The sequence below is a fragment of the Conexibacter stalactiti genome (assembly GCF_033542075.1).
GTDB lineage: Bacteria > Actinomycetota > Thermoleophilia > Solirubrobacterales > Solirubrobacteraceae > Conexibacter > Conexibacter stalactiti.
The window spans coordinates 1-17,112 of sequence record NZ_JAWSTH010000016.1 but is presented as its reverse complement, the minus strand read 5'-3'; the positions used below and the strand labels follow the sequence as shown (position 1 = coordinate 17,112).

Here is a 17,112-nt window from a genome sequence, read left to right as displayed (position 1 = left end):
TCTTTAAAGCTCTCATCGCGCGAAAGTCGGTCCGTGCGCATGCTTTACTTCGCTCGTGGTGGCAGCCAACGACGACTCAGGCGACGGCGCTCGCCCGTCCGCCGGCGAGGCTCCGAGCGCCGGCGCGCTCCTGCGCGTGATCCGCGACGCCGGCGCGCTGACGCGCGCCGACCTGATGCGCCGCACCGGCCTCGCGCGCTCGACGGTCGCCCAGCGCGTCGACGCGCTGCTGCGCCACGAGCTGCTGCACGAGGTCGGCGGCGACTCGACCGGCGGCCGCCCGGCGGCCGCGCTCGCCTTCAACGACGCCTCCGGCGTCGTGCTGTGCGCCGACCTCGGCGCGACCCACTCGCGGCTGGCGGTCTGCGACCTCGGCGGCGCCTCGCTCGGCGAGGAGGTCGAGGAGTTCGCGATCGCCGACGGCCCGGAGGCGGTCCTCGCGACTGTCGACGCGCGCTTCGAGGCGCTACTGGCGCTCGCCGGGCGCGACCGGCGGCAGGTGCGCGGGATCGGCGTCGGCGTGCCGGGTCCGGTCGCGTTCGACCGCGGCGAGCCGGCCAATCCGCCGATCATGCCCGGTTGGGACGGCTTCTCGGTCCCCGGCTGGTTCGCCGACCGCTACGACGCGCCCGTGCTGGTCGACAACGACGTCAACATCATGGCGCTCGGCGAGCACTCGGCCAGCTGGCGCGACCGCGTCCACCTGCTGTTCATCAAGGTCGGGACGGGGATCGGCTGCGGGATCGTCGTCGACGGCCGCATCCACCACGGCGCGAAGGGCGCCGCGGGCGACATCGGCCACATCCGCCTCGCTGGCTGGGAGGTCACCTGCCGCTGCGGCAACGTTGGCTGCCTGGAGGCGGTCTCCGGCGGCGGCGCGCTCGCGCGGCGGCTCTCGGAGCAGGGCGTCGAGGCGCGCACGAGCCGCGACGTCGTGCGGCTCGTCAAGGGCGGCAGCGGCCCCGCGACACAGCTCGTGCGCGAGGCGGGGCGCAACCTCGGCGAGGTGCTGGCGGGCTGCGTCAACTTCTTCAACCCCGAGGTGATCGTGATCGGCGGCGACGTCGGGAACGCCTCGCAGCAGCTGCTGGCGGGCGTGCGCGAGGTGGTCTTCCAGCGCTCGCTGCCGCTCGCGACCGAGGACCTGCGCGTCGTGCCGAGCGGCCTCGGCGACCGCGCCGGCGTCGTCGGGGCGGCGAACATGGTGATCGAGCACGTCCTCTCGCCCGCCGCGATCGACCGCGCGCTGCGGCGCGCGGCGGTCGCTTAACAACACGACCCCCGGCGCTCCGCGGGGAGGAGCGCCGGGGGTCGTGGGACGCTCGCGCGGACGGGCGCGAGCACCGCTTGTCGCGAGCCGCTTACTTGATGAAGAGGATCTCGCTGTACTTGGGGAGCGGCCAGAGGTCGTCGGCGACGACCTTCTCCAGCTTGTCGGCGACCTCGCGGACGGCGTCCATCGCGGGGATCACCGAGTCGCGCAGGAAGTTCGCCCACACGGCCGGCGGCTCGTCTTCCTGGTTCTCCTTCAGGTTGACGTTCTCGAGCGCCTTGATCACCGTGACGAACTCGTCGACGAGCGTCTGGGTCTCGCTGGTCAGCGACTCGACGCCGGCGCTCTTCAGCAGCGCCAGGTGGCGCAGCGCCGCCGGCAGCAGCAGCGTGCGCGCGATCGACGCCGCCGTCTCCGCCTCGATGTTGATCTTGACCGCGTACTGCTCGGTGAAGACGTCGAAGCGGGACTCCAGCTCGCGCTCGGAGAGCACTCTGTACTGCTCGAACACCTTGACGGTGTCCTCCGCGACGAAGTACGGCAGCGCGTCCGGCGTCGTTCTGAGGTTGAGCAGCCCGCGCTCGGCGGCCTCGTTGTGCCACTCCTCCGAGTAGCCGTCGCCGTCGAAGACGACGCGCTTGTGCGCGGCGTAGCTCTTCTGCAGCACCGGGCGCAGCGCCTCCTCCAGCGAGGCGCCGCCCTTCAGCGCCTCTTCGAGCTGGGCGGAGAGGTCGTCGATCGCCTCGGCGACGATCGTGTTGAGGACCGTGTTCGGCAGCGCCACCGACTGCGTCGAGCCGATCGCGCGGAACTCGAACTTGTTGCCGGTGAAGGCGAACGGGCTGGTGCGGTTGCGGTCGCCGCCGTGGAGCGGCAGCGGCGGCAGCACGTCGGTGCCGAGGCCGAGGAACGAGCCGGGCACGGCCTCGCCGGCCTCGCCCTTCTCGATCGCCGTGTAGACCGTCTCGAGCTCTCTGCCGAGGAAGATCGAGATGATCGCCGGCGGCGCCTCGTTGGCGCCGAGGCGGTGGTCCTGACCGGGGCCGGCGGCCGTCGCGCGGACGAGGCCCTGGTGCTTGTCGACGGCCTGGATGACCGCGGTGCAGAAGAACAGGAACGAGAGGTTCGAGTGCGGCGTCGCACCCGGCTCGAGCAGGTTCGAGCCCGTGTCCGTGCCCATCGACCAGTTGTTGTGCTTGCCGGAGCCGTTGACACCCGCGAACGGCTTCTCGTGCAGGAGGCAGACGAGGCCGTAGCGGCGCGCGACCGTCTGCAGCACCTGCATCGTCAGCTGCTGGTGGTCGGAGCCGACGTTGGAGTTCTCGAAGATCGGCGCGACCTCGTACTGGGCCGGCGCGACCTCGTTGTGGCGCGTCTTGATCGGCACGCCCAGCTTCGCCAGCTCCAGCTCGACCTCGAGCATGTAGGCGAGCACGCGCTCCGGGATCGAGCCGAAGTAGTGGTCGTCGAGCTCGTGGCCCTTCGGCGGCTTGGCGCCGAACAGCGTGCGACCGGTCGTGATCAGGTCGGGGCGCTCGAAGTAGTACTGCTCGTCGATCAGGAAGTACTCCTGCTCCGGGCCGACGGTCGTGAAGATCCTCTGCGACTGCTCGTCGCCGAGCAGGCGCAGCGCTCTGATCGCGGAGGTCGAGAGGGCCTCCATCGAGCGCAGCAGCGGGATCTTCGTGTCGAGCGCCTCGCCCGTCCAGGAGGCGAAGGCGGTCGGGATGCAGAGCAGCGCGCCGTTCGGGTTCTCGAGGATGAACGCGGGGCTGGTCGGGTCCCAGGCGGTGTAGCCGCGCGCCTCGAAGGTCGCGCGCAGGCCGCCGGTCGGGAAGGAGGAGGCGTCGGGCTCGCCCTGGATCAGCTCCTTGCCGGAGAACTCGGCGATCGCGGTGCCGTCGCCGTCGGGGCCGTAGAACGAGTCGTGCTTCTCGGCGGTCGAGCCGGTCAGCGGCTGGAACCAGTGGGCGTAGTGGGTCGCGCCCTTCTCCAGCGCCCACTCCTTCATCGCCAGCGCGACGGCGTCAGCCAGCGAGCTGTCGAGCGCCTCGCCGTTCTCCAGCGTCGACTGGAGCTGCTTGTAGACGGACTTCGGCAGCCGCTTGCGCTGCTCGGCCGGGCTGAAGACGTCCTGGCCGAAGACCTGGTTGTCGGGAAGCGTCAGGTCAATGGTGCCGAGCGTGGCACCATTGGGCGACCACTGGGCCGCAGTGACGTTCTCTTGACGGATTCTGGGCATAGACGGGTGTGGTTCCTTTCCATCGTCCGTGCCGGGTACATCCCGGCTCGGCGCCGCTGATCGGTACGGCGAAGGACGGTGGCTCGTAATTTCCGTGCTCGGCGAGCCTACGAAGCTTGCGCGGGATCGACACTATCCGCATGTCCAAAGGAACGCGGTGACCGTTCGCCGCCTGACATCGCCGTGAGCTGGCGCGCCGAGCCGGGTCCTCTTCCTCGCGCGTGACTATAAGGGGCCGGATCGCCCGCCGCGACGATCGCGCCGGAAGGCGGAGCCTCGCGGATCGCGCCAGCGGGGCCCGCGGCGGCGTGGCGAAAGTGGCGCGGCGATCTTTCGCCACGTGGCCAAAGATCCCTCCGGCCCGCTTGCGCAGACTGCCCGTACCGTCATTCGAAGCGCCCGCCACTCGGCCGGCGGCGCGTCCGATCAGGTGTCCGAACTCGGCTCCGGCATCGTAATGACGGGCGGTGCCGGTCCGTGCAGCGCGGGGGCCCGTGGCGCGCGAGCGCCGCGGGCCCTTGTGTGCGGCTCAGCGTCTGGCTTCTGAGGCCGGGACGCGCTCGACGTTGCCGTCGGCGGTCACGCGCGCCTGCGCGGGACGGCGGTCGACGTCGACGTCGAAGCTGCCGCTGGCGCGCTCGCCGTCGCCCTCGACGACCTTCGCGCCGCCGCCGAGGCTGCCGGAGAGGCGATAGGTCAGTCTGTATCTGCCGGGGACTATCGCCGCGACCCGCCAGAGGAATCTGCCCTCTCTGTCGGGCGCGACCGGTCCGGTCGCATAGGTGTCGCCGTAGGCGGTCGAGCCGGGACTCTCGTCGACGATCCAGACCGGGCGCGAGCGCGACGAGAGGCCGGGCGTCTCGTCGGTGCGGCTGAAGGCCGCCGCGCGCGTGCCGTCGCTGCCGACGGCTTCGAGCGTCGCGGAGAGGTTCGGGATCGTTCTGCCGCTCTCGTTTCTGACGACCAGCTCGAGCGTCGTCTCGTCGGCGAGATGCTGCTGGGCGGGGAACTCGGCGGTGACGACGTCGACTCTGTACGTGCCGTCGCTGTCGTCGGCGTCCTGGCGTTCGCCGCCGCCGCAACCGGCAAGGGCCAGCGCGGCGGCCGTGAGGGCCACCGTTCCGCTTCGCAGGATCGCGTCTCTCCCGGGCACAGCGGCGCGAACATAGCACGCGCTCTGGTCGCCGTTCGCCGGTTCCCCAGGTCGCCGGGATCGCCAGTCACAGACGTTTATAGATCGGCTTGTCTCTCGCTCGGCCGGCGCGACGGTTCTCGTTTGGCATGCGTCCCAGCCGTGCCATACGCTGTGCCGCGGAAGGTGCCGTTTGAGCGCCTTCTCCCGTGTTTTCCAGGGAGGACGAGAGAGAGATGGTCCGAACGGTCGCCGACCGAGCCTTAGCTCCGACGAGGAACGCGCTCGAGGAGATCGGCGACATGATGATCCTGACGGGCAAGACGATCGTCTCTGCGATCCGTCCGCCGTACCCGTACGGCGGCGAGTTCATCTCGCAGTTCCTGTTCGCGCTGAAGCTGTGCTGGTTCCCGCTGCTCGTCTCGACGGTGGCCTTCGGCTACGGCGCGCCAGGGCTGCAGGCGGCCAACTTCCTCGTCCTGTTCGGCGCCCTCGATCGCCTGGGCGGCTTCTTCGTGCTCGCTTCCATCCGGGAGTTCGCGCCGTTCGTGACCGCGATCGTGCTCGCCGGCGTCGCCGGCACCGCGATCACGGCCGACCTCGGCGCGCGCAAGATCCGCGAGGAGCTGGACGCGTTGCAGGTGCTCGGCGTCGACCCGGTCAAGAACCTCGTCGTGCCGCGCTTTCTCGCGCTGATGCTCGTGACCGGGCTGTTCAACGTCTACGCGCTCCTGTTCGGCATCTTCGGCGGCATCCTCGCGACGGTCGTCTACGGCGCGCCGCTGGGGCCGTTCTTCGCGACCTTCCTGACGAACGCGTCGACGACCGACCTGTGGGGGTCGATGCTGAAGACGACCCTGTTCGGCGCGATCATCGCGATCGTCTGCTGTTACAAGGGCATGACCGCCTCGGGTGGGGCGGAGGGCGTCGGCCGCGCCGTCAACCAGGCGGTCGTCATAGCTTTCATGGGAATCTTCGCGTTCAACTACGTCTTCACGCAGACGCTGCTGGCGACCCATCCCGAGATCAACCTGATCCGCTGATGGCGCTCGGACTCGACATTGGGAGGAACGTGTGAGCCGCGACTCCGACAAGGACCGTCTCGACGACGACCAGCGCGACTACGCGACTGCCGCCGAGCAGGGCGACGTGATGGGCGAGATCGACGATCCCAGCGGGGAGAAGGACCTCTACCCTGAAGCTGAGGTCGAGCCTGAGACTCGTGCGCTCGAGCCGCGTGTGTCCGTCGTCTCCGAGCAGCCCGACGCCGCCGCCGTCCCCGGCGCCGACGAAGACGAGTTCCGCTGGCACACCGAGGCCCGCCACGCCGTCGAGGGCGTCGAGGACGCCGTCGAGTTCATCGACGTCCACAAGGCGTTCGGCCGCAACGAGGTCCTGCGCGGCCTCAACCTCGGCATCCCAGAGGGCAAGATCTCGATGATCCTCGGCCCGTCGGGCACGGGCAAGTCGGTCTGCATCAAGCACATGGTCGGGCTGCTCTACCCGGACCAGGGCGACATCCTCGTGCACGGCGAGTCGGTCCCGAACATGGTCGACGACGACCTCTTCGAGATGCGCAAGAAGTTCGGCGTCCTCTTCCAGGACGGCGCCCTCTTCGGCTCGATGAACCTCTACGACAACGTCGCCTTCCCGCTGCGCCAGCACACGGACAAGGGCGAGGAGGAGATCGCCGACATCGTCAACCGGCGCCTGCGCGAGGTCGGCCTCGGCTCCTCCAACGACAAGATGCCGAACGAGCTGTCGGGCGGCATGCGCAAGCGCGCGGGCTTCGCGCGCGCGCTCGTGCTCGATCCAGAGATCGTGCTCTTCGACGAGCCCGACTCCGGCCTCGACCCGGTCCGCACCGCGCTGCTGTGCGAGCTGATCAAGGAGGTGCACGCCGAGAACGGCGGCGCCTACGTCGTGATCACGCACGACATCGCCAGCGCCCGTCGCGTCGCCGAGTTCATCGCCGTGCTGTGGCGTGGGCGGATCGTCGAGTCGGGCCCCGCGAGAGACCTGTTCGCCTCGGAGAACCCCTTCGTCCGCCAATTCCTGAGCGGGGAGTCGCAAGGCCCCCTCGGGATGGAGTAGGTCCGCCCGGAACCCACCCTTGACCTTCGTCGTCCTCATCGTTTCGGCAAGCCGGAAGGCGGTCGCGTGACCGTCGCGCGCGGTGCCGCCCTCGGCGCGCTGCTGCTGGTCGTCGCGATCGTCGTGATCGTGCTGCTCGGCGGTGGCGGCGGCGAGCAGTACCGGCTCGTCTTCCAGACGGCCGGACAGCTCGTGAGAGGCAACGACGTGCAGATCGGCGGCCGCCGCATCGGCAGCGTCGACGACATCTCGCTGACCGACGACAACCAGGCGGCGGTCGAGATCACCGTCGAGGAGCCGTACGCGCCGCTGCACGAGGGGACGACCGCGACGATCCGGCTGTCGTCGCTCTCCAGCGTCGCCAACCGCTACATCTCGCTGACGCCCGGGCCCAACAGCGCGCCCGAGCTGAAGCCCGGCGCGACGCTCGACACCGCCTCGACGACCTCGGTCGTCGACATCGACCAGCTCTTCAACACGCTCGACGAGAGAACCCGCGAGGGGCTCGTCAACGTGATCCAGGGCTCCGCGACCCAGTACGAGGGCAAGACGAGAGAGGTCCAGGAGGCGGCGAAGTACCTCAGCCCCGCGCTCTCCTCGACCTCGAAGCTGATGCTCGAGCTGACGCGCGACCAGAGAAACCTCGAGGCCGCGATCGTCAGCGGCGCGCGCGTCGTCTCCGCCGTCGGCGAGAAGCGCAACGAGCTGTCGGCGCTGATCGGCAGCCTCAACGTGATGATGGGCGCGATCGCGAGCGAGAACCAGGGGCTCGCGGAGACGCTCGACGAGCTGCCCGGGACGCTGCGCGAGGCGAACACGACCTTCGTCGACCTGCGCTCCGCGCTCGACGACCTCAACCCGCTCGTCGACGCCTCCAAGCCGGCGACGAAGGACCTCGCGAGATTCTTCGGCGAGTTCCGGCCGCTCGTCGACGAGGCCGTCCCGACCTTCACCGACCTGAGCGCCTTCGTCAACACGCCCGGCCCCGACAACGACGCGACCGACCTCGTGCGGATGCTGCCCGAGCTGCAGCGCGTCGGCTCGCCGGCCTTCGAGAACTCCGTCAAGGCGATGCGCCAAGGCCAGCCGGTCGTCGACTTCTTCCGCCCGTACACGCCGGAGCTGGTCGGCTGGCTGCGCAGCTTCGGCCAGTCGACGGCCAACTACGACGCCAACGGCCACTACGCCCGCGCGCTCGCGAACTTCGGCGCCTTCACCTACTCGCAGGGCGCCGACGGCTCCGAGGTGCTGAACCCGGTCTCGCCGGACCAGCGCTTCCTGAACCAGAGAGCCGACGCGACGCGCCGCTGCCCGGGCGGCGCCAGCCAGGCGCGGCCGGACGGCTCCAACCCGTGGCTTGCGCCCGGCGGCGACTGCGCCCCCTCCGACACCCTCACCGGCCCGTGAAGCGGCTGATCGGCATAGCGGCGGTCGCGCTCGCGGCGCTGGTCGTGCTGGTGGTCGCCACCGGCGCCGGCGGCGACAGCGACGGCTACAAGGTCCGCGCGATCTTCGACAACGCCGGCTTCCTCGTCCCCGGCGAGGACGTCAAGGTCTCCGGCGTCGTCGTCGGCACGATCGCCTCGCTCGACGTGACGCCGGAGCGCAAGGCGGCGGTCGTGCTGGAGATCACCGACCCGGCCTTCAGAGACTTCAAGCAGGACGCCAGATGCGCCGTGCGCCTGCAGTCGCTGCTCGGCGAGAAGTACGTCGCCTGCCAGCCGACGCAGCCGCGCAACGAGGGCGAGAGACCGTCGCCGTCGCTGAGACAGATCAGAGAGGGTCCGGGCAAGGGCGAGTACCTGCTGCCGATCGACCGCACCTCCTCGCCGGTCGACCTCGACATGCTGAACAACGTGATGCAGCTGCCCGAGCGGCAGCGGTTCGCGGTGATCATCAACGAGCTGGGCACCGGCCTCGCCGGCAACGGCGAGGAGCTGAGAGCGGCGATCCGCCGCGCCAACCCCGCGCTCGACGAGTTCGACCGTCTGCTGAAGACGCTCGGCGAGGAGAACGAGGTGCTGGCGAGACTGGCCGAGGACTCCGACGTCGACCTGACCGTGCTCGCCCGCGAACGCGAGTCGATCAGCAACTTCATCGACAAGGCAGCCGTGACGGCGACCGCGACCGCCCAGCAGGGCGACGCGCTCGAGCGCAACTTCGAGCTGCTGCCGCAGTTCCTCGACGAGTTCACGCCGACGATGGAGAGACTCGAGGAGTTCTCCAACGCCGCGACGCCGGTCTTCGAGGACCTCGGCGCCGCCGCGCCGTCGATCAACCAGCTGTTCGCGCAGCTCGGCCCGTTCTCGGAGGCGGCGCTGCCGACCTTCCGCACGCTCGGCGACGCCGCCGAGATCAGCAGAAGAGCACTGCTCGCCGCCAGACCGGTGATCCAGGACATCGACCAGCTGGCGCGCGCCGCCGGCCCGCTCGGCAGAGACTTCGCCGGCGGCCTCAGAAGCCTCAGAGGCCAGTACGGCATCGAGAACTTCATGCGCACCGTGCTCGGCTTCGCCGGCTCGATGAACGGCTACGACTCGGTCAGCCACTACGCGCGCGTGTACGCGCTGCTGACTCAGTGCCTCAGATACGAGGTGGCGCCGACTGGTTGCAGCGCGACGTGGAACGTCAGACAGAGCTTCGACGAGGTCGACGCCGATCCCAACGCCACCTCGGCGGCGACGCAGGAGCAGGCGGTCACAGCGCAGACGGAGCCGTCGGCGGACGCGCTGAGACTGCCGACCGTGACGCTGCCGGCCGCCCAGCGCGAGGAGCCCGCCGACAGCGAACCGGCGACCGCGCAGACCGACCCGGCGGACACCGGCGGTGCCGCTGATCCGCCGGCCGACGCGGCTGCCGATCCGCGCACCGGCGTGCTCGGCTACCTGCTCGGAAGCGAGGCCGTGCGATGAACCGCCGCAGCACATCCGTGGCGGCCAACCCGGTGCTGATCGGCGCCGCGACCGTGCTGGTCGTGATTGTCGCGGTCTTCCTCGCCTACAACGCCAACAACGGCCTGCCGTTCGTGCCGACCTACCGTCTCTACGCGGACGTCCACGACGCCGCCAACCTCGTGACGGGCAATGAGGTCCGCATCGGCGGCGACCGCGTCGGGATCATCTCCGCGATCGACCCCGTCGTGCACAGAAACGGCAGAGTCACGGCGAGGCTGACGCTCAAGCTCGACACGACCGTCGACCCGCTGCCGCAGAACTCGACGCTGATCGTGCGGCCGCGCTCGGCGGTCGGCCTCAAGTACCTCGAGATCACGCGCGGCGACTCCGACAGAGGGCTCGCCGCCGGCGCCACGATCCCGATCGAGAACGCGACGCCGAGACCGGTCGAGATCGACGAGTTCTTCAACATGTTCGACGAGAGAACGCGCGCGGCGAACCAGGCGAACCTGAAGATCTTCGGCGACGCGCTCGCCGGCCGCGGCGTCGACCTCAACGTCGCGATCGCCGAGCTCGACCCGCTGACGAGAAACCTGATCCCGGTGCTCGGCAACATCAACGCGCCGGAGACCGACCTGCGCGGCTTCTTCCGCGGTCTCGGCCGCGCGGCCGCCGCGGTGGCGCCGGTCGCCGAGCAGCAGGGCGAGCTGTTCCGCAACCTCTCGACGACGTTCGACGCCTTCGCCGCGATCGCCGACCCTTACTTGCAGGAGTCGATCGCGGGCGGCCCGCCGGCGATGGAGACGTTCATCGCGGCAGCTCCGTTCCAGCGAACCTTCCTGTCGGACTCGGCCGAGCTGTTCCGCGAGCTGCAGCCCGGGGCGCAGGCGCTGCGCACCTCCGCGCCGGTCCTGGCCGAGGCGTTCACCATCGGCACGCAGACCGTCAGAAGCGCCGCGGCGCTCAACGAGCGGCTCGGGCGCACGATGAGATCGGTCGAGGCATTCGCCGAGGATCCGCAGGTGCCGCTCGGCATCTCCGGCCTCAACAGAACGCTGAACGTACTCTCGCCGACGATCGCCAACCTGTCGTCGATGCAGCAGAGCTGCAACTACATCGCGCTGTTCCTGAACAACTCAGCATCGATCCTCGCCGACCACGACACGAGCCCTAACCCGTCGGGATCGTGGGTCAATATCGCCCCGTTCGGGCTCCCGATCGGCCCGAACAGCGAGGCGGGGCCGTCCTCGGCGCCGGCCGATGCTCCGCCGACGTTCAGCACCAACCCGGTCAACAACCTCCATGCCAATCCCTATCCGCTCGTCGGCGCGCCGGGCCAGAACGGCACCTGCATGACGGGGCAGGAGAGATACGTCGTCGGAAGAACGCTGATAGGGAACCCGCCCGGCACGCTCGGCAATCCGAAGCGCACCACGGTCGTCACCGAGAGACCGTTCGACGTCTTCGTCCCCGTGGACGTGCCCAGATGAGCCCCGCGAGAAGAGACAGCCGCGCGGTGCCGCCGACGCGTCGCAGACAGTGGAGCCGCTTCCGCGTCGGCCTGATCGCGCTGATCGTGCTGATCGTGCCGGTCTACCTCGCCTTCGCGAAGGACATCCCGTTCACGAACGGCTACCGCGTCACGGCCGTCTTCGAGACGTCGAACAACCTGCGCGCCGGCTCGCCGGTCCGCATCGCCGGCGTCAACGTCGGCAAGGTCAAGTCGGTCGGCCGCTACAAGGACACGAACCTCTCGCAGGTCACGATGGAGATCGACGACGCGGGGCTGCCGCTGCACAGAGACGCGACCGCGAAGATCCGGCCGCGCATCTTCCTCGAGGGCAACTTCTTCGTCGACCTCAAGCCCGGCACGCCCGGCTCACCGGACATCCCCGATGGCGGCACGATCCCGGTCGCGCAGACCTCGACGCCGGTCCAGCTCGACCAGCTGCTGACCGCGCTGCAGTCGGACTCGCGCGAGGATCTCCAGCACGTCCTGTCGGAGTACGGCACCGCGCTCAACTCGAAGCCGACGCCGGAGCAGGACGCCGAGCTGCCGCCGGACGTGCGCGGCCTGACCGGCGCCGAGGCGATAAACCGCTCCTACGACAACGCCGGCCCCGCGTTGAAGGGCGCGGCGATCGTCCAGGACGCGCTCCTCGGCGAGCAGCCGGGCGACCTGGCGCGCACGATCGCGGGGATCGCCAGACTGGCGAGAACGCTGGAGAGACGCGAAGGCCAGCTGCAGAGCCTGATCGTGAACTTCAACCTGACCGCCAGCGCCTTCGCCAACCAGAGCGGCGCCCTCAGCGAGACGCTGCGGCTGCTGCCGACGACGCTGGCGACCGCGAGAGACGCGCTCAACAGCTTCGACAGAGCACTGCCTCCGGTGCGCGCCTTCGCCAAGGAGATCCTGCCGGGCGTGCGCCAGACGGCCGCGACGGTCGACGCCGCCTTCCCGTGGATAGAGCAGACGCGCGCGCTGCTCGGTCCCGACGAGCTGCAGGGCCTGATGGCGCAGCTGACTCCGGCGACGAGAGACCTCGCGAGACTGACCGACCAGTCGCTCGAGCTGCTGCCCGAGATCGACGACTTCGCGCAGTGCTTCGACAAGGTGATCCTGCCGGCCGGCAACGTCAGACTCGACGACGGCGCGCTCAGCACCCGTCGCTCCGACGGCAGCGTCGTCGAGGCGTACAAGGAGTTCTGGTACGGCCTCGCCGGCCTGACGGCTGCGGGCCAGAGCTTCGACGGCAATGGCGCCTTCTTGCGGGCCGCGGCTGGCGGTGGCGAGTACCAGGTTGCGCCGGGCTACTCGAAGTACCTGCCCGGCGACAGAACCGGCAAGACGCTGATCGGCACCGCGACCGAGAGACCGCTCGGGACGCGGCCGCTCTACCCCAGCGATCCGGTGATGATCCGCACGACCAACCCGTGCAAGCGGGCCGGCGTGCCGGATCTGAACGGCCCGCAGGCCGGGCCCGGGGCGGCGCCTCGCAGCGTCGTGGTTCCGACGCCACTCCCGGTCGTAAGAGACCCGCCGACCCCGGGTACGACGACGACCCCTGAGTCGACGGCACCTGCCAGCATTGCAGCGACGCCGTCTGACGACGCTGCCGCGACCGCCTCGCTCGGCGCCCAGTTGCTCTCGCGGCTCAATCCGCTCGCGAACGGCGAGACGAGATGACGACGGCGATCCGCAAGCACCTGCGCGACTTCATCGCGATCCTCGCTCTCGTCGTCGTCGCCGCGATAGTCGGCGGCTACATCCTCGCCAACCAGCGGATCTACTTCCCCAGCTGGGTGCCGATCGTCGGCAGAGAGGACTTCATCCTCAAGGGCGAGTTCTCGACCGCGCAGGCGGTCACGCCGGGCCAGGGCCAGACAGTCGACATCGCCGGCGTCCAGGTCGGCGAGATCTCCAACGTCGAGCTGAAGGACGGGCGCGCGCTCGTGACGATGCGCGTCGAGCCGAGATACGCCCACATCTACACGAACGCGACGATGCTGCTGCGGCCGAAGACCGGCCTCAAGGACATGGTCGTCGAGCTCGACCCCGGCTCCAGAGCCGACGGCGGCAGACGCGTCCCCGACGGCTACACGGTGCCGATCTCGCAGACGAGACCGGACGTCAACCTCGACGAGATCCTCGCGGTCCTCGACGGCGACACGCGCGCCTACCTGCAGCTGCTGCTCAACACCGCCGCGGTCGGCCTGACCGGCAACGGCGAAGAGCTGGCGCAGGTCTTCCGCCGCTTCGACCCGCTCGCCAGAGACGCGAGAGCGGCGACCGAGCTGCTGACCACGCGGCGCAGACACATCAGACGGGCGGTCACCAACTTCGGCGTGCTGACCGACGCGCTCAGCAAGGACGACAAGCGTCTCGCCGAGTTCGTCGACAGCTCCCAGGCCGTCTTCCAGCGCTTCGCGGCGCAGAGCGACAACATCGAGCAGACGCTGGCGAAGCTGCCCTCGACCTTGGAGCAGACGCAGTCCGCGCTGACGGCGACGAGACAGTTCGCCGACACCGCCGGTCCGGCGCTGCAGGCGCTGCGCCCGTTCGCGCGCTCACTCGGCCCGGCGCTTAGCGCGACGCGGCCGTTCCTGGTGGAGACGACGCCGATCATCGAGGAGCAGATCCGGCCGTTCACCGTCGCCGCGACGCCGGTCGTCAAGACGCTGCGCCCGGCCGCGCAGCGGCTCGCCGCGGCCGCGCCCGACCTCGTCACGACCTTCTCGATCCTCAACGAGTTCCTCAATGCGCTCGCGAACAGAGACAGAGGCAGAGAGGGCTACCTCTTCTACCTGACGTGGCTCGGCCACCTCGCGAACTCGTCGCTCGCGTCGCAGGACGCCAACGGGGCGAGCCTCCGCTCTTCCATCTACGTCAACTGCTTCAACCTCAGAGGGGTCGCCGGCGTGAAGGGGTCGACCGAGATCGCGGGTGCCGCACTCACGCTGGTCACGCAGCTTTCGAACCTGCCCTCTTCGAGCCCCGCGTTCTGCGGTAGATGAGATGCAGAAGCAAGCTCCGACACTCGGTCGCATCCTCATCATGGCGGGCTTCGCCCTGTCCTGTTTCGGGCTGCTGCTCTACCTGTGGCTGTCGTTCGGCGGCTCGGCGCCGCTGAAGCCGAAGGGCTACCAGTTCCACGCGTACTTCCCGGAGGCCGCGCAGCTGGCGCAGCAGGCCGACGTGCGCATCTCCGGCGTGCCGGTCGGCAAGGTCGCGAAGTTGGAGCTCGGCCCCGGCGACACGACCGACGCGACGATCCAGCTCGACGAGCGCTACGCGCCGATCCCGAGAGACGCGCGCGCGATCCTGCGTCAGAAGACGCTGCTCGGCGAGACCTACGTCGAGCTGACGCCCGGCAACAAGGCCGACGGTCTGCTGCCGGAAGGCGGAACGCTGGACGCCTCGCAGGTGCAGAGAACGGTCGAGCTCGACGAGATCTTCCGCTCGCTCGACGAGAAGACCCGGCGCGACTTCCAGGTCTGGATGCAGTCGGCCGCCGAGGGCCTCAGAGGCCGCGGTCAGGACTTCAACGACGCGCTCGGCAACCTCGCGCCGTTCGCCGAGAACACCAACACGCTGCTCGAGCTGCTCGACAGACAGAGACCCGAGGTGCGGGCGCTGATCAGCAACACCGGCATCGTCTTCGACGCGCTCGCCGGCCGCAACGACGAGCTGGGCCAGCTGATCACCAACTCCAACCGGGTCTTCGCGACTGTCGCCGACCGCAACGAGGCGCTGCAGGCGACCTTCCGCGCGCTGCCGACCTTCGAGCGCGAGTCGAAGCTGACCGTCGAGGCGCTCGACGCCTTCGCCAGAAACGCTGACCCGCTTGTGCTGCAGCTGCAGCCGGTCGCGCGTCAGCTGAGCCCGACGCTGCAGTCGCTCGAGCGGCTGGCACCGCCGTTCCGCGACTTCTTCGTCGACCTCGGGCCGCTGATCAGAGCGTCCTACAGAGGGCTGCCGGCCTTCTCGCGCTTCCTCGACGACCTGCGTCCGTCGCTCGGCCAGCTCGACCCGTTCACGCGCACGCTCAACCCGGTGCTCGCCTTCCTCGGCGACTACCTGCCCGAGATCGACGCCTTCTTCGGCAACTTCGCCTCGGCTGCGAACGCGATCAGCCCGAACGGCGCGCCCGGAACGTTGCGCGCGGGAGCACCGGTGACGCCGGAGGCGCTCGGCCTCTATCCGGAGCGGCTCGCGTACAACCGCGGCAACGCCTACCGCTCGCCGGGCACGAGCAATGAGCTGATCCGCGGTCTCTCCTCGTTCGAGACGCGCCAGTGCGCCGACGGTCTGCGGCCGGTGCCGAACCTGCCGGCTGACCTGCCGACGATCATCGGCGGCATCGGCGCCGACGCCGCTTCGTTCCTGCAGCTGATCGCGTTCCGCGTCACCGCCGACCCGCCCGGATCGAGCAACATCACCAGCGGCAGCTACACCGACGTCCCGGCGCCGCCATGCCGCCTGCAGGGCAGATTCCCCGGCTTCGCCGGTGACTACCCGCACGTCGTGGCGGACCCGCCGACCCAGCCGTGACGGCGCGCGCGGGCCTCGAACGCGTCGCCCGGGCCGCCGCGGCCCACCCGCTCGCCGTCCTGCTCGCCGTCGTCGCGCTCGCGCTCGGCGGCGGCGCGCTGGCGCTCGGATTGCAGGCGAGCACGAGCACGGACACGCTCGCCGGCCGCTCCTCGGATGCCGGCAGAGCGACGGCCGAGTTCCACCGCGACTTCGGCGACGACGCGATCCTCGTGCTCGTCCAGCAGCGCGTGGCGGACCTCGTGCTGACCGACGACCTCGGGCGCTTGATCCAGCTCGAAGGCTGCCTCGGCGGCAATGTCCCGAGCGGCGCGAGACCGTACGGCGGCGCTGGCAGCGCCTGCGCGCAGCTGGCGGAGCTGAAGCCCGCCCGCGTCGTCTACGGGCCCGGCACCTTCCTCAACGAAGCGGCGCGCTCGATCCAGGATGCCTTCTACGACGAGATCGGGAAGGCGAGAGCGGAGGCCGAGACCGCGCGCAGAAACGCCCTCGCGACCGCGAAGAGAGCGGGCAAGAGCGCGGCCGAGCAGAAGCGCGCCGGTGAGCAGGCGGCGTCCAGAGCGTCGCAGCAGGTCGTCCAGAGACTGCAGGACCTGGCGCTCAACAGCGGCCTTCAGGGGCTGCCGCAGATCGACAACAGAGCGTTCGTCTCGCAGATCGTCTTCGACGCCTCGCGCGGCGCCGACGAGCCCGCGGCGCGCTTCGCCTACCTCTTCCCCAACAGAGACGCGGCGTTGATTCAGGTGCGGCTGCGTGACGACCTGACGCCGGCCGAGCGCGCCGAGGCGATCGCGCTCGTGCGCGACGCGGTCGCGATGCCGATGTTCAGACTGAGAGGCGGCGGGAGCTTCGTCGTCTCGGGCGTGCCGGTCGTCGTCGGCGACCTCGCCGACACGGTCACGAGCGAGCTGGGCCTGCTGCTCGGCGGGGCGATCGCGGCGATGGCGCTGGTGCTGCTGCTCGTCTTCCGCGCGCGGCTGCGCCTGCTGCCGCTGCTGCTGGCGTTGTCGGCCGCCGGCCTGACGTTCGGGCTGATGCGGCTTGCCGGCGTCGAGCTGACGATGGCGTCGATCGCGGTGCTGCCGGTGCTGATCGGCCTCGCCGTCGACTACGCGATCCAGTTCCAGTCGCGCGTCGAGGAGGAACGCGCCGCCGGGCACGGCGGCGCCGATGCCGTCGGGCGGGCCGCGCGTGCGGGCGCGCCGACGATCGCGACCGCGGCGCTGGCGACCGCGACCGGCTTCCTCGTCCTGCTGCTGTCGCCGGTCCCGATGGTGCGCGGCTTCGGCCTGCTGCTGGTCGTCGGCATCGCGCTCTCCTTCGCCGTCACGCTGACGGCCGGCGCGGCCGCGCTCGCGCTCGGCGGGCGGCGCGGCGCGGGGGGCGACTCCCGCCTCGGCCGCGTCCGCCGCGTGCTCGCTGGCG

The 17,112-nt window shown here is 70.1% G+C and carries 12 protein-coding genes; 10 read left to right on the top strand and 2 right to left on the bottom strand.

What is annotated here, in order from left to right:
• Positions 1–58 precede the first annotated feature (58 nt).
• Positions 59–1,270, top strand: a complete 1,212-nt coding sequence (locus tag R7226_RS08485) for an ROK family transcriptional regulator (protein ID WP_318596639.1) — start codon at positions 59–61, stop codon at positions 1,268–1,270.
• 91 nt (positions 1,271–1,361) lie between these two features.
• On the opposite strand, the gene R7226_RS08480 is transcribed toward R7226_RS08485, so the two are convergent.
• Positions 1,362–3,515: a glutamine synthetase III family protein gene (locus R7226_RS08480; protein ID WP_318596638.1), complete on the bottom strand. Its 2,154-nt coding sequence runs from the start codon at positions 3,513–3,515 to the stop codon at positions 1,362–1,364.
• Positions 3,516–4,044: 529 nt separating this feature from the next.
• Positions 4,045–4,632, bottom strand: a complete 588-nt coding sequence (locus R7226_RS08475; RefSeq protein ID WP_318596637.1) for a hypothetical protein — start codon at positions 4,630–4,632, stop codon at positions 4,045–4,047.
• A 317-nt stretch (positions 4,633–4,949) separates the two neighbouring features.
• On the opposite strand from R7226_RS08475, the gene R7226_RS08470 reads away from it, so the two are divergent.
• From R7226_RS08470 to R7226_RS08430, 9 genes are all read left to right on the top strand, one after another.
• On the top strand, positions 4,950–5,690 hold the full coding sequence (locus R7226_RS08470) for an MlaE family ABC transporter permease (RefSeq protein ID WP_318596636.1): 741 nt from the start codon (positions 4,950–4,952) through the stop codon (positions 5,688–5,690).
• Positions 5,691–5,721: 31 nt separating this feature from the next.
• The gene (locus R7226_RS08465) at positions 5,722–6,741 is read left to right on the top strand and encodes an ABC transporter ATP-binding protein (RefSeq protein ID WP_318596635.1); all 1,020 of its coding nucleotides are present in this window, start codon (positions 5,722–5,724) and stop codon (positions 6,739–6,741) included.
• Between the two features lie 66 nt (positions 6,742–6,807).
• Positions 6,808–8,148, top strand: coding sequence for an MlaD family protein (locus tag R7226_RS08460; protein WP_318596634.1), 1,341 nt, complete (start codon positions 6,808–6,810; stop codon positions 8,146–8,148).
• The gene (locus tag R7226_RS08455) at positions 8,145–9,653 is read left to right on the top strand and encodes an MlaD family protein (protein ID WP_318596633.1); all 1,509 of its coding nucleotides are present in this window, start codon (positions 8,145–8,147) and stop codon (positions 9,651–9,653) included. Before R7226_RS08460 ends, R7226_RS08455 begins: the two co-directional genes overlap by 4 nt.
• Positions 9,650–11,125 (top strand): MlaD family protein, encoded by a 1,476-nt coding sequence (locus tag R7226_RS08450; protein WP_318596632.1) that lies wholly within the window; start codon positions 9,650–9,652, stop codon positions 11,123–11,125. Before R7226_RS08455 ends, R7226_RS08450 begins: the two co-directional genes overlap by 4 nt.
• Positions 11,122–12,822: an MlaD family protein gene (locus tag R7226_RS08445; RefSeq protein ID WP_318596631.1), complete on the top strand. Its 1,701-nt coding sequence runs from the start codon at positions 11,122–11,124 to the stop codon at positions 12,820–12,822. Before R7226_RS08450 ends, R7226_RS08445 begins: the two co-directional genes overlap by 4 nt.
• Entirely contained in the window at positions 12,819–14,150 is a 1,332-nt protein-coding gene (locus R7226_RS08440) for an MlaD family protein (protein WP_318596630.1), read from the top strand. The genes R7226_RS08445 and R7226_RS08440 overlap by 4 nt, the downstream gene beginning before the upstream one ends.
• A gap of 40 nt (positions 14,151–14,190) precedes the next feature.
• Positions 14,191–15,687: an MCE family protein gene (locus R7226_RS08435; RefSeq protein ID WP_318596629.1), complete on the top strand. Its 1,497-nt coding sequence runs from the start codon at positions 14,191–14,193 to the stop codon at positions 15,685–15,687.
• On the top strand, positions 15,684–17,112 hold a 1,429-nt coding region (locus R7226_RS08430; protein WP_318596628.1), incomplete at its 3' end, for an MMPL family transporter. The genes R7226_RS08435 and R7226_RS08430, both read left to right, overlap by 4 nt.

What these genes read in the sequence shown, in the direction of transcription:
- R7226_RS08480 (WP_318596638.1), bottom strand. Translation starts at nt 3,515, where the DNA reads ATGCCCAGAATCCGTCAAGAGAACGTCACTGCGGCCCAGTGGTCGCCC.
- R7226_RS08470 (WP_318596636.1), top strand. Translation starts at nt 4,950, where the DNA reads ATGATGATCCTGACGGGCAAGACGATCGTCTCTGCGATCCGTCCGCCG.
- R7226_RS08450 (WP_318596632.1), top strand. Translation starts at nt 9,650, where the DNA reads ATGAACCGCCGCAGCACATCCGTGGCGGCCAACCCGGTGCTGATCGGC.
- R7226_RS08445 (WP_318596631.1), top strand. Translation starts at nt 11,122, where the DNA reads ATGAGCCCCGCGAGAAGAGACAGCCGCGCGGTGCCGCCGACGCGTCGC.
- R7226_RS08440 (WP_318596630.1), top strand. Translation starts at nt 12,819, where the DNA reads ATGACGACGGCGATCCGCAAGCACCTGCGCGACTTCATCGCGATCCTC.
- R7226_RS08435 (WP_318596629.1), top strand. Translation starts at nt 14,191, where the DNA reads ATGGCGGGCTTCGCCCTGTCCTGTTTCGGGCTGCTGCTCTACCTGTGG.